This is a genomic window from Streptomyces sp. SID5910 (assembly GCF_009862125.1).
Classification (GTDB): Bacteria; Actinomycetota; Actinomycetes; order Streptomycetales; family Streptomycetaceae; genus Streptomyces.
The window spans coordinates 1-11793 of the sequence record NZ_WWHX01000026.1; the positions used below are offsets into that span (position 1 = coordinate 1).

Annotated in this window: 12 protein-coding genes and 1 pseudogene; 5 read left to right on the plus strand and 8 right to left on the minus strand. The window is 71.0% G+C overall.

From position 1 onward, the window contains the following. Positions 1-380: pseudogene (locus GTW67_RS00855) on the plus strand (hypothetical protein); the annotation flags it as partial. A gap of 41 nt (positions 381-421) precedes the next feature. Here the strand turns inward: GTW67_RS00855 and GTW67_RS00860 are convergent. Beyond that, entirely contained in the window at positions 422-1294 is an 873-nt protein-coding gene (locus GTW67_RS00860) for an SGNH/GDSL hydrolase family protein (RefSeq protein ID WP_161162856.1), read from the minus strand. Positions 1295-1538: 244 nt separating this feature from the next. Here GTW67_RS00860 and htpG point away from each other — a divergent pair, with 244 nt between their 5' ends. Next, entirely contained in the window at positions 1539-3437 is a 1899-nt protein-coding gene (gene htpG / locus GTW67_RS00865; RefSeq protein WP_161162857.1) for a molecular chaperone HtpG, read from the plus strand. 58 nt (positions 3438-3495) lie between these two features. Here htpG and GTW67_RS00870 read toward each other — a convergent pair whose 3' ends face one another. Beyond that, positions 3496-3828: a hypothetical protein gene (locus GTW67_RS00870; RefSeq protein ID WP_161162858.1), complete on the minus strand. Its 333-nt coding sequence runs from the start codon at positions 3826-3828 to the stop codon at positions 3496-3498. 127 nt (positions 3829-3955) lie between these two features. Here GTW67_RS00870 and GTW67_RS00875 point away from each other — a divergent pair, with 127 nt between their 5' ends. After that, complete coding sequence (locus tag GTW67_RS00875) at positions 3956-4399, plus strand: DUF3093 domain-containing protein (protein WP_161162859.1); 444 nt, start codon at positions 3956-3958, stop codon at positions 4397-4399. 10 nt (positions 4400-4409) lie between these two features. Here the strand turns inward: GTW67_RS00875 and glpK are convergent, their stop codons facing one another. Together glpK and GTW67_RS00885 are read right to left on the minus strand one after the other, a co-directional pair. Then, the gene (glpK, locus tag GTW67_RS00880) at positions 4410-5927 is read right to left on the minus strand and encodes a glycerol kinase GlpK (protein ID WP_161162860.1); all 1518 of its coding nucleotides are present in this window, start codon (positions 5925-5927) and stop codon (positions 4410-4412) included. A gap of 25 nt (positions 5928-5952) precedes the next feature. Further along, positions 5953-6798 (minus strand): MIP/aquaporin family protein, encoded by an 846-nt coding sequence (locus GTW67_RS00885; protein WP_161162861.1) that lies wholly within the window; start codon positions 6796-6798, stop codon positions 5953-5955. 382 nt (positions 6799-7180) lie between these two features. On the opposite strand from GTW67_RS00885, the gene GTW67_RS00890 reads away from it, so the two are divergent. Next, positions 7181-8191: a hypothetical protein gene (locus tag GTW67_RS00890; RefSeq protein WP_161162862.1), complete on the plus strand. Its 1011-nt coding sequence runs from the start codon at positions 7181-7183 to the stop codon at positions 8189-8191. Between the two features lie 18 nt (positions 8192-8209). Here the strand turns inward: GTW67_RS00890 and GTW67_RS00895 are convergent, their stop codons facing one another. After that, on the minus strand, positions 8210-8851 hold the full coding sequence (locus tag GTW67_RS00895) for a TetR/AcrR family transcriptional regulator (protein ID WP_161162867.1): 642 nt from the start codon (positions 8849-8851) through the stop codon (positions 8210-8212). Between the two features lie 107 nt (positions 8852-8958). On the opposite strand from GTW67_RS00895, the gene GTW67_RS00900 reads away from it, so the two are divergent. Further along, the gene (locus tag GTW67_RS00900) at positions 8959-9321 is read left to right on the plus strand and encodes a hypothetical protein (RefSeq protein WP_161162863.1); all 363 of its coding nucleotides are present in this window, start codon (positions 8959-8961) and stop codon (positions 9319-9321) included. On the opposite strand, the gene GTW67_RS00905 is transcribed toward GTW67_RS00900, so the two are convergent. The 3 genes from GTW67_RS00905 to GTW67_RS00915 form a co-directional block, all read right to left on the minus strand. Continuing rightward, the gene (locus GTW67_RS00905; RefSeq protein WP_202436644.1) at positions 9246-10103 is read right to left on the minus strand and encodes a Gfo/Idh/MocA family oxidoreductase; all 858 of its coding nucleotides are present in this window, start codon (positions 10101-10103) and stop codon (positions 9246-9248) included. The genes GTW67_RS00900 and GTW67_RS00905 overlap by 76 nt on opposite strands. 106 nt (positions 10104-10209) lie before the next feature. Beyond that, positions 10210-11409: an ROK family transcriptional regulator gene (locus GTW67_RS00910; protein WP_161162865.1), complete on the minus strand. Its 1200-nt coding sequence runs from the start codon at positions 11407-11409 to the stop codon at positions 10210-10212. Between the two features lie 17 nt (positions 11410-11426). Beyond that, a partial coding sequence (locus GTW67_RS00915) for a carbohydrate ABC transporter permease (protein WP_161162866.1) occupies positions 11427-11793 on the minus strand: 367 nt, incomplete at its 5' end.

Genomic DNA, 11793 nt, shown 5'->3' on the forward strand with positions numbered 1-11793 from the left:
TCGAGGACGCCTACGGCGCCGACCTCGCGGCGCTGTGGCCCCGGCTGTGGCTGATCCTCCCCGAGCCCGCCGTACGGCAGATCCAGTCGTCCCGCGACTCCTTCGGCGCCGCGGGACGGCTCGCCGCCTGGGCGGTGGGCTACGCCCTGGTCGCCTGCTGGTGGTGGCCGGCCGCGCTGCCCGCCGCCGCCTGCGCCGCCGTCTCCCGGGCCCGGGCCCGCGCGGCGCTGGAGGCGCTGGCGGAACTGGTCGAGGCCGCCGTCGACGTCCACGGCAGGGAACTGGCCGCCCGCGTCGGCCTGGTGGCCCACGAGTCGGCCGAGCCCCTGACCGCCGCCACGGGCGACCGGATGTCGGAGCTGTTCCGGAAGGCCGGCTGACCCCCGGGACGGGACGGGACGGGACCGGACCGGCCGCCGGGTCAGTCCAGGCCGAGGACGTCCATGGTGTGCTCGGCCATGCGGCGCTCGCCCAGGGCGTTGGGGTGGACCGGGGCCAGGGTCGAGCCGAACAGGAGCGGTTCGACCCACCGGGTGCCGGCGGCCTTGCAGGCGTCGTGTCCGTCGGAGACCCCGGCGAAGTCCACGTAGGTGACACCGGTCTCCTCGGCGGCGCGCGCCACGACCGCGTTGAGGTGCGCCTGGATGCCCCGCAGATAGGGCACGTCACCCGAGGCGATCGGCAGCTTCAGGAAGCAGGACGGATCGGCGGTGGCCGGCACGATCCACGGGTAACCCAGGGCCATCACGCGGGCGTTGGGCGCCTTCGCGCGGACGGTGCGCAGCGCCTCCTTGAGTGCGGGATACGTGTTCGCCTCGATCTGGTCGTCGAAGGACGTGCCGTGCTTGTCCTTGCAGGGGCTGCCCTTGCCGCCGCTGAGCAGACCGGCGGTGCCGCAGGCCGTCACCGCGCCGATGAACGTGCTGTTGTCGTTGCCGCCGATGGTCAGCGTCACCAGGTCCGTGTCCGCGCGGAGCGCGTTCACCTGGGGGGCGACTCCCGGGTACTGGGCCTGCGTGAAGTGCTTCGTCTCGGCGGCGCCGCAGGTGACGTCGTCGAGGCGGGCGCCGGTCCGGGAGGCGATGACGTGCGGGTAGTTCGCGGTCGAGCGCAGACAGAGCAGGTTCGTCGGGTCCACGGGCAGGACGCCGGAGCCGGCGCTGTAACTGTCGCCGAGGGCGACGTAGTCGAGGGACGCGGTGGTGTCGGCGGCGGCCGCGGTGACGCTGAGGGTCAGCGCACCCAGCGCGGCTATGGACGCGGACATGACACGGTGCACGGCATGCTTCGGCATGTGCTCTCTCTTCTCGGGAGGCGGCTCGAGCGAGGGAACGGGGTGGCGGTGCGAGTTACCCATCGGTTCTACCGTCAAGTAATGTGCCCGCGGTCTCGTCACCCCGTCAATGTTGTTGACTGAACTTCTTGCAAGGGGTGATCCGGTGCCGTCCGGGGCGGAGTCGGCCCCGCCCCGGACGGGCTGTTCTACAGTGGCTCCCACCAGTGCGGACGACTGCGGATCAGTGAGGTAGCAAGCAACCATGCCGACCGAAACGTTTGAGTTCCAGGTAGAGGCGCGTCAGCTCTTGCAGCTGATGATCCACTCGGTCTACTCGAACAAGGACGTCTTCCTGCGCGAGCTCGTGTCCAACGCCTCCGACGCGCTGGACAAGCTGCGCCTGGCCGCCCTGCGGGACGACACGCTCGACGCCGACGTGACCGACCTGCACATCGAACTCGACATCGACAGCGACGCCCGCACCCTCACCGTGCGGGACAACGGCATCGGCATGTCGTACGACGAGGTCACCCGGCTCATCGGCACCATCGCCAACTCGGGCACGGCCGCGTTCCTCAAGGAGCTGCGCGAGGCCCAGGACGGCGACGGCACCGACGGGCTCATCGGGCAGTTCGGCGTCGGCTTCTACTCCGGCTTCATGGTGGCCGACGAGGTCACCCTGGTCACCCGGCGGGCCGGCGAGACCCAGGGCACGCGCTGGTCCTCGCGCGGCGAGGGCACGTACACCCTGGAGACGGTCGACGAGGCGCCGCAGGGGACCGCCGTCACCCTCCACCTCAAGCCCGCGGACACCGAGAACCAGCTGCACGACTACACCTCCGCCTGGAAGGTGAAGGAGATCGTCAAGCGGTACTCGGACTTCATCACCTGGCCCATTCGCCTCGTCGGGAAGGCCGGCGACGACGACGAGCCCGGCGAGGCCGAGACCCTCAACTCGATGAAGGCCCTGTGGGCGCGCCCGCGCGACGAGGTCTCCGAGGACGAGTACCAGGAGCTGTACAAGCACCTCAGCCACGACTGGCGCGAGCCGCTGGAGACGATCCGCTTCCAGGCCGAGGGCACCTTCGAGTACCAGGCCCTGCTCTTCGTCCCCTCCCACGCCCCGCACGACCTGTTCACCCAGGGACAGCGGCGCGGCGTGCAGCTCTATGTGAAGCGCGTCTTCATCATGGACGACTGCGAGGAACTGCTCCCGCCCTATCTGCGCTTCGTCAAGGGCGTCGTCGACGCGGCGGACCTCTCGCTCAACGTCTCCCGCGAGATCCTCCAGCAGGACCGTCACATCCGCATGATCCAGCGCCGCCTGACCAAGAAGGTCCTGGCGACGGTCAAGGACATGATGGCGTCCGCGCCGGACCGCTACGCCACGCTGTGGCGGGAGTTCGGCGCCGTCCTCAAGGAAGGCCTGATCACCGACTCCGATAACCGCGACGCGATCCTCGCCGTCGCCTCGTTCGCGAGCACGCACGACGCCGAGGCGCCGGCCACGCTGAAGCAGTACGTGGAGCGGATGCCGGACGGACAGGACACCGTCTGGTTCATGACGGGCGAGTCCCGGCAGGCCATGGAGGCGTCCCCGCACATGGAGGCCTTCCGGGCCAAGGGCGTCGAGGTCCTGCTGCTCACCGACCCGGTCGACGAGGTGTGGACCGACGCGGTGGGGGAGTACGAGGGCAAGCGGCTGCGGTCGGTGACCAAGGGCGAGATCGACCTCGACGGCGACCAGGACGAGAAGGACGACGCCGGGAAGGACCGGCGCGGCGAGGAGTACGCCGGGCTGCTCGGCTGGATGACGGAGCACCTGGGCGAGGACGTCAAGGAGGTCCGCCTCTCCTCCCGCCTCACGGTCTCCCCGGCCTGTGTCGTCTCCGACGCCGACGACCTCACGCCCGCGCTGGAGAACATGTACCGCGCGATGGGCCAGGAGGTGCCGCGGGCCAAGCGCATCCTCGAACTCAACCCGGAACACCAGCTGGTGAAGGCCCTGAACCGGGCGTGGACCGAGCGCGAGGACCGCACCGAGGTCACCGAGACCGCGGAACTCCTGCACGCCCTCGCGGTGCTCGCCGAGGGCGGCCGGCCGCAGGAGCCGGCACGGTTCGTCAAGCTGGTGGCGGACCGCCTGGAGCGCACCCTGTAGGCCCGGCGGCGGGCGGGACGGGCCGGCCGGGGGCGAACCCCGCGGCCGGCGCCCGCCCTCAGCCGCCGTACTCGATCGCCACCCCGCCGACGCCGGTCGTGAGCGGGCCGTCGCACTTGGCGGCGGTCGAGCTGGTCCCGCCGGGCGTCACGTACATCCAGTTCGAGTAGCTGTCGGCGGACCAGCCGCAGATCGCGCGCACCGAGAACGCGTGCGTCTGCGTTCCGGGGTTGTAGCACTCGCCGTGGCCCCAGTCGCCGGCGATCCAGGTGTGGCACTGGAGCACATTGCCCTCGGCGGCCGCGGGCGAGGCGGTCACGAGACCGACTCCGCCCGCCAGGGCGATCGCGGCCGAACCGGTGACGAGTGCGCGCTTCCAGAGAGCCTTCATGTCATGCCCTTTCGTTTCTCCGAACGTTGCGTCCAGTGAAGGCCCCGGGCGGGCCGGCGTGAACCTGTGACATGCCAGGGAGGGCACGCCCCGCGCACCGCCCGGGCGGACCTGAGAGGGTGAGCGCATGCGTCTGTACGAAGAACGACTCGGCGTCCCGAGAGCCGCCTTCTGGGTCGCCGCCCTGCTGAGCGTGATGGCCGCCGTCGTCCTGCTGCCCTTCGGTCCCCTCCCCGCGCTCGCCGGGCTGCTGCTCGTGGCGGCCCTCGCCGCGCTGGGGCTGCACGCCTACGGCGCCGCCGCCATCGTGGTGACGGACCGGCACCTGACCGCCGGACAGCTACGGTTCCCGCTCACCGCCCTCGGACTGGCCGAGATCCTCGACGCCGAAGAGGCGTTCCTGTGGCGCACCCGGCGGGCCGACGTTCGCGCCAAGATGCTGCTGCGCAGCCACATCCCGACGGCCCTGCGCATCGAGCTCGACGACCCGGACTCCCCGGCCCCCTACGTGTACCTCTCCACCCGACAGCCGACCACGCTCCTCGCCGTACTGTCCTTCGCCCGGCGCTGAACACCGGCTCTCAGGGGATCTTCACCCAGTTGAGGGTGCGTTCCACCGCCTGCTTCCAGCCGGCGTAGCCCTCCGCGCGCTGCTCGTCGGTCCACCGGGGCTCCCAGCGCTTCGACTCGTGCCAGTGCGTGCGCAGTTCGTCGGTGTCCCGCCAGAACCCGGTGGCCAGTCCCGCCGCGTAGGCCGCGCCCAGCGCGGTGGTCTCGGCGACGACCGGGCGGCTGACCGGCACGCCGAGGACGTCGGACTGGATCTGCATGCAGAGGTCGTTGGCGGTGACCCCGCCGTCGACCTTGAGCACGTCGAGGTGGACCCCGGAGTCCTGCTCCATCGCCTCCACCACGTCACGGCTCTGGTAGCAGATGGCCTCCAGAGTGGCCCGGGCCAGGTGCGCGTTGTCGTTGTACCGGGCGAGCCCGACGATCGCCCCGCGGGCGTCGGAGCGCCAGTACGGCGCGAACAGGCCGGAGAAGGCGGGGACGAAGTACATGCCGCCGTTGTCGTCGACGGTGCGGGCGAGGTCCTCGCTCTCCGCCGCGGACTTGATGATCTTCATCTGGTCGCGCAGCCACTGCACGGCGGAGCCGGTCACCGCGATGGAGCCTTCGAGCGCGTACACGACGGGGTCGTCGCCGAACTGGTAGGCCACCGTGGTGAGCAGGCCGTGCTGGGAACGGACCAGTTCCGTACCGGTGTTGAGCACCAGGAAGTTGCCCGTGCCGTAGGTGTTCTTGGCCTCGCCGGGGCGGAAGCACACCTGACCGACCGTGGCAGCCTGCTGGTCGCCGAGGACTCCGCCGATCGGGATGGGGGCGCGCAGCGGCCGGGTAGTCCGGGTCACCCCGTACGCCTCGGGGTGCGAGGAGGGGTTGATGGACGGCAGCATCGACCGGGGGATGCCGAAGAAGCCCAGCAGTTCGTCGTCCCAGTCGAGCGTCTCCAGGTTCATCAGCATGGTGCGGCTGGCGTTGGTCACGTCGGTGGCGTGGATGCCGCCGTCGGGACCGCCCGTCAGGTTCCACAGGACCCACGCGTCGGTGTTGCCGAACAGGGCGTGGCCCGCTTCCGCGGCTTCGCGCACGCCGTCGACGTTCTCCAGGATCCACTGGATCTTGCCGGCGGAGAAGTACGTAGCTGGCGGCAGTCCGGCCTTGCGCCGGATGACGTCGCCCTGGCCCGAGCGCTCCAGGTTGGCCGCGATCGTGTCGGTGCGCGTGTCCTGCCACACGATGGCGTTGTAGTAGGGACGGCCGTTGCGGGGGTCCCAGACCACCGTGGTCTCGCGCTGGTTGGTGATGCCGATCGCCTGGAGGTCGGTCGCCGTCAGACCGCCGTAGCGGAGGGCGTTCTGCATCACCGAGTTGGTGCGCTCCCAGATCTCCACCGGGTCGTGCTCCACCCAGCCGGACCGCGGGAGGATCTGCTCGTGCTCCAGCTGGTGCTTCGCCACCTCGTTGCCGCCGTGGTCGAAGATCATGAATCGGGTGCTGGTGGTGCCCTGGTCCACCGCGCCGATGAAGTCCGCCATGATGATGCCGCCTCTCCGGCCGGTGTCAGTTGTTCGATGCCGGGGCGCGCCCCGGAGGCTCGGGCTGCGCGGTCGGCAGGAACCGGCTGACGAACACCTTGTACAGCCCCGCGCCGAGCACACCGCCGATCAGCGGACCGAGGATCGGCACCCAGAAGTACAGGTTTCCGTACTGGTCCCGCCAGGCCCCGCCGTATCCGGTCAGGAAGCTGGCCAGCCGGGGGCCGAAGTCACGGGCCGGGTTGATGGCGTAGCCCGCGTTGGTGCCGAAGGCCATGCCGATCGCCACCACGATCAGGCCGGTGACGAAGGGGCCCAGGTTCGCGCCCGGGGCCGTGTTGAGCAGGTCCGTGACGGCCAGGATCAGCAGCAGCAGGATGGCGGTGCCGATGACCTGGTCGCGGAAGGCGCCCCACTCGTGGACCGGCAGCGCGGTGTTCCCGTTCGCGGGGAGCGTGGAGAACACGGTCTGCGTCTTGATGGTGTGGCCCGGGTCGGCTTTCGCCAGCGCCTCGGTGTAGTTCCAGCGCACCAGGAGCGCGGCCACGAACGCGCCGGCCGTCTGGGCCAGGGCGTAGGGGGCCACCTTGCGCCAGGGGAAGCCCTTGAAGGTGGCGAGGGCCAGGGTCACCGCGGGGTTGAGATGGGCGCCGCTCAGCCGCGCCGCCACGTAGACGCCCAGGGTGACACCGAGCCCCCACGCCCAGGAGATGCTGTCGTGGTCGCCGAGACCGCCCTGGGGATCCGTGAGGGCACCGCCCGCGGCGACTTGTGCCACCACACCGCAGCCGAAGAGGATGAGGATCATCGTGCCGGCGAATTCCGCCGACAGTTCACCGATCAGTGGTGACCGTTTGGTCCGTTCAGCCATGACAGCTCGCCTTCCGCCGGCTGGACCGGCCGTCGATCCCCCGAGCGACGTCTGCCACGCTAGGACCGGTCGGGGACGGGCGCATGTCAGGCGCGGCGCCGCCGGACCGGGCCGCGGGCCGCGAACTCCGCCCCGCGGCGCCGCTCTTCGGGGCGGGACACCGCCGGCCGGGCGGGCGGACAAAGGTTCACGCACGCTGCTCCGTACGTGTGCGGAAGATGTCAGGTGATCGGGGACAACCTTGTGAGGGGGTTGTGAGTCTTCTGAGCGATCACACCGTGATCGGACCCACGAGGAGACCATCATCAGCGCCATACGCAAGACCCTGACCGCCACCGCCGTCGTCGGTGCCGTCCTCGCGGGCTCCGCCGCCTGCGGCACGGTGGAGCAGCTCTCCGCCGGAAAGAAGCTCGACCAGGCGTTCGAGGAGCTCGGCAAGAAGAAGACGCTCTCCTTCGAGCTCGACCTGGACACCGACGCCGCGTCGCTGAAGGCGCTGGACGCCGCCTCCGAGCCCGCGCCCGGCGAGGAGATCCCGGCCGAGGCCGTGGAGCTGATCAGCGACGCGAAGATCACGGTCACGGTGGCGTCGAAGAAGCCGCTCGCCGAGTCCGGTGAGAAGGACGTCATCGGCATGGCCATGAAGATCAGCCACCCCGACGGCGACCTCGCCGAGTACCGGGTGATCGGCGACCGGACCTACGTCCGTGCCGACGTCGGCGCCATCGGCGAGCTGACGGGCAGCCCCGTACCGGCCGCCGGGGACCTGCCCCCGGAGGCCGGGGCCATGGGAGACGTCCTCGCGGGCAAGTGGGTCGTGTTCAGCACGAAGGACCTGGAGGACGTCGCCGCCGAGGGTGAGGACGAGCAGGGCGCGCCCGCGCCCGACCCGACCCTGGACGCCAAGACGCAGCAGAAGCTCGTGCAGGCCCTGCGCGAGGTCGTCGCCCGCGAGGTGGAGTTCAAGACGGCCGACGGTGACGACGGCACCGAGCACGTCACCGCCACGGCGCCCTTCCGCACCCTGCTCACCGAGCTGCTCGGGGAGATCCGCCCGCTGGCGAAGGACCTGCCGCCGGGCATGGAGCTGCCGACGGACAAGGACCTGAAGGACGCCCCCGACACCGATGTGACGGCGGACTTCACGCTGAAGAACGGCGAGCTGACCGAGGTGGACCTGGACCTCGCCGCGCTGGCCGAGAACAGCAAGGTGAAGAAGCTGGGCCTGACGCTGCGGATGAGCGACGGCACCACGCCCGAGGCCCCGGCCGGCGCCGCCGAGCTGAACCTGCCGGAACTGATGGAGGGCTTCTTCGCCGCCCCGTCGCTGGGCGAGGAGGAGTTCCCCGAGGACGGCCTCGGCGGCGCGGACTTCCCGGAGGACGAGTTCTGACGGTGACGGGCGCCGCGGTCATCCCCGGCCGCGATGCTCCGAGCCGCCCGTGCCGTGGGCGACGACGGTCATGTCGGAGACCAGGGCGCGGGCGGCATCGGCGAAGAACTGCTCGTCGGCCCCCTCGGCGAGCCCGAGGACGACGCCCTGGCCGAGGCCGACGAACAGCGCCCTGAGCGCGGTGACCAGGCGTCGTGCCTGATCAGGCGTCACGACGCCGGCACTGTGCGGTCTCCCGGTGAACAGCGCGGTCAGATGGCGCTCCTGCGCCTGGACCGACGCGGCGAGCTGAGCCCTCAGCCCGGCGTCGTGCAGGGCCATGTCCATCAAGGTGATCTGGAGCGACAGGGTGGACACCGCATCCGGAGTGTCACAACTGCGCCGGTAGTACCGGGCGAAGCCGTCCACCGCCTCCAGCAGGTCCGCTCCCGCGGGCACCGCCTGCTCGATCTCCTCGTAGTGCGGCACCTGGTGGTCGGTGACCATGGCGACCACCAGGTTGTTCTTGCTGCCGAACAGCGAGTAGACGGCGCCGGTGGTCAGTCCGGCCCTCTCGGCGATCTCTTCGAGCCTGGCCCGGTGTCCGTCCCGGGAGACGACCTGGAACGCGGCGTCCAGCAGGGCGCGGCGGTTGCGTTCCTTGGTCTCCGCTCTCGTCATTCTCATAATGAGATTATTGCAGTAACTTGATTACGAGAGCGAGTCCGCCAGGGAAGGGACGTCTTGTGTCGCAGGGTCAGAGCACGACACCGACAGGGGCGTACCGCATGGGCGTCATCGGCGACGGGGCCTTCAAGGTGCTGCTCGGTGCGGTGTTCCTCGCCGGCGCGGGCAAGGTCGGTCACCTGCTCGGTGTGCCCGTCTGGCTGATGCTCGTCTCCGGTGCGGCCCTGCTGGCCGGCGGCTGGGCCGAGATCGGATACGTCCGGCGCCGCACGCTGGGCACCTACCTGCGGCTGATGATCGCCTACGACAGCGGCTGGCTGCTCGCCACGCTCGCCGGCCTGCTCCTGGCATGGCGAGGTGGCAGCGCCGGGGGCGAGGTGTGGGTCGCCTACCAGACGGCGGCTCCCCTCGCGCTCGTCGCCGTGCTGGCGTCGTCGAAGCGGATGCCGGCCAGGAGTTCCTGAAGGCGCAGTCCGTGCCGGGCGTCGAGCTCCGCCGGGGTCCCGGTGCGGACGGCGGTCGCGAACTCGCGACGCAGGACGGGCCAGCACTCCTCGTGGTCGATCCCGGCCGTGTCGTACACCAACGGCTCCGCAGGGCCGAACAGTTCGACGCGCGTCATGGCCCGTGGCACGTTGACGGACCCGGACAGCGACGCCTGGCTCACGGCGCCGCCCGCGTGTTCGCAGGTGAGCTCGATCCACCGGCGCGGGTCACCGGTGGCCCGGATGCCGGTGACGGGGCCGACCGCCGCGTCGAGGAGGTCGATCAGATGCGGCCCGAGGTCGAGCAGGGCGCCGTGCTCGAGACGCCAGCCGGTGGCCATCTCGCCGCCGAGGAAGGCTCCGTGGAGGTAGCAGGAGCGGGCCCCGGAGACGTCGAGAGTGCGCGCGGCGTCGAGGAAGGCCCGGGTGGCGGGGTGGTATCGCTTGGTGAGCACGAACTGGGACACCACGCCCGCCTCGGCGACGGCGTCCGCCACGCGCCGGGCCGCCTCCAGGTCGGGGCCGAGCGGCTTCTCCAGGAGCACCGCCTTGCCCGCCTTCGCCGCCAAGGGCGCCAACTCGGCCTGGACGGCGGGCGGCACCGCGAAGGCCACGGCCTCGCAGCGGTCCAGCAGCTCGTCGAAGCCGGCCGCGACGTGCGCCGCGTAGGGCGCCGCGGTCTGCCGTGCCGCGTCGGCACGGCGGGCCCAGACGGCGGCCAGCCGCGTCTCGGGGCCTGCGGCGAGGACGCGGGCGTGCATGGCGCGCGCCCATGGACCGGCGCCCACGAGCCCGACCTCGACGGGTCGGTGCGGCCAGGGCGGAAGAGCGGTTGTCACGAGTGCTTCTTTCCTTCTCTCGGTGGCGTCACGGGGCCAGCCGGCTCAGGCGGTCGTCGGCGTGCCCGGCGGAGTAGAGCAGCCTGACGACCATGGCGGCGGCGCCCATGAGTCCCGCGCGGTCGCCGAGCCGCGAGGAGACGATGTTCAGGTTGGCGGTGGTGCGCGGCATGGCCCGCTGGTACAGGAGTTCACGCACGCCGGTCGTGAACGGGACGCCGGCGAGGTCCCCGGCGATCATGAGGACGCCCGGGTTGAGGAGGGTGACGACGGTCGCCAGGACGGCACCGACCAGGTGTCCGGCCTGCTGGGCGAGCCGGATCGCCTCGGCGTTGCCCTCGGCGAGCAGGCGCCGCACGTCGGATCCGGAGGCCGTCGGAAGACCCTGTTCGGACAGCGCCCGTGCCAACGCGCCGCCGCTGGCCACGGCGGCCAGGCAGCCGTACGAGCCGCACATGCACAGGGCCTCGGGATGATCGTGCAGGCGGACGTGCCCGATGTCGCCGGCGCCTCCGTCGATGCCCCGGTAGACGTCGTCGCCGATCACCACGCCCGCGCCGATGCCGGTGGACACCTTGACGAGCACGAAGGAGGCGCAGTCGCGGTAGTGGGCCTGGTGCTCGGCCAGCGCCATGAGGTTGGCGTCGTTGTCGACGAAGACCGGTACGGGCCCGCCCTCTCCGCTGTCGCCCACGTGCTTCGCGTAGGCCTCCTGGAGGCGTTCACGGATGGGGTACTGGTCCCACCCGGGCATGATCGGCGGTTGGACGACGCGGCCCACCTCCCAGTCGACCGGGCCGGGCACGGACAGGCCGATGCCGCAGACGGCGGCCGGAGTGGTGCCGGCCGCCTCGATCAGGCCGGGCACCCGGGCGGCCACCTGGTCGAGGACCTGGTCGGGTCCCTGGGCGATGTCCAGGTCCCCGGTGTGCTCGGCCAGGACGGTGCCGGCGAGGTCCAGTATCGCGGCGCGGGCGTGCCGGGTCTCCAGGTCCACCGCGACGACGCAGGCGTGGGCCGGGTCGAACTCGATCCGGTCGCTGGGCCGGCCGCCGGTGGAGATGCCGGAGGTGTGCCGCAGCCAGCCCGCCCGGTTGAGCAGGTCGAGGCGTTGCCCGACGGTGGAACGGGAGAGTCCGGTGGCACGCTGGAGGTCGGCGCGGGTGTTCGCGCGGCCGCTGCGGATGAGCTGGAGCAGCTCGCCCGCGCTGACCTGATTCGATGTCATCGGCTTTTCCTCACGGCTCAGCTCTTGTCGGCGCCGCTGGTCAGGCCCTCGGTGAGGAGGCGTTCGGCGGCGAAGAACAGAAGTACCACGGGGATCGTCAGCACGACGGAGCCCGCCATGAGAACGGTCTTGGGCACCTCGATGCCGTTGGAGAGCTGGGCGAGGCCGAGGGAGACCGTCCACTTGTCCGGATCGGCGGCGAGGAACAGCAGCGCGAAGAGGAACTCGTTCCACGCGATCATGAAGACGTACAGGCCGGTCGCCATCAGGGACGGCAGGGCGAGCGGCAGGATCACCTTGCGCAGGGTCTGGAGCCGGGAGGCTCCGTCGAGGGCGGCGGCCTCCTCGATGGAGGCGGGGATGGTGACGAGGTAGTTCTTCAGA

What these genes read in the sequence shown, in the direction of transcription:
- GTW67_RS00860 (WP_161162856.1), bottom strand. Translation starts at nt 1,294, where the DNA reads ATGCCGAAGCATGCCGTGCACCGTGTCATGTCCGCGTCCATAGCCGCG.
- htpG (WP_161162857.1), top strand. Translation starts at nt 1,539, where the DNA reads ATGCCGACCGAAACGTTTGAGTTCCAGGTAGAGGCGCGTCAGCTCTTG.
- GTW67_RS00870 (WP_161162858.1), bottom strand. Translation starts at nt 3,828, where the DNA reads ATGAAGGCTCTCTGGAAGCGCGCACTCGTCACCGGTTCGGCCGCGATC.
- GTW67_RS00875 (WP_161162859.1), top strand. Translation starts at nt 3,956, where the DNA reads ATGCGTCTGTACGAAGAACGACTCGGCGTCCCGAGAGCCGCCTTCTGG.
- glpK (WP_161162860.1), bottom strand. Translation starts at nt 5,927, where the DNA reads ATGGCGGACTTCATCGGCGCGGTGGACCAGGGCACCACCAGCACCCGA.
- GTW67_RS00885 (WP_161162861.1), bottom strand. Translation starts at nt 6,798, where the DNA reads ATGGCTGAACGGACCAAACGGTCACCACTGATCGGTGAACTGTCGGCG.
- GTW67_RS00895 (WP_161162867.1), bottom strand. Translation starts at nt 8,851, where the DNA reads ATGACGAGAGCGGAGACCAAGGAACGCAACCGCCGCGCCCTGCTGGAC.
- GTW67_RS00900 (WP_161162863.1), top strand. Translation starts at nt 8,959, where the DNA reads ATGGGCGTCATCGGCGACGGGGCCTTCAAGGTGCTGCTCGGTGCGGTG.
- GTW67_RS00905 (WP_202436644.1), bottom strand. Translation starts at nt 10,103, where the DNA reads ATGCACGCCCGCGTCCTCGCCGCAGGCCCCGAGACGCGGCTGGCCGCC.
- GTW67_RS00910 (WP_161162865.1), bottom strand. Translation starts at nt 11,409, where the DNA reads ATGACATCGAATCAGGTCAGCGCGGGCGAGCTGCTCCAGCTCATCCGC.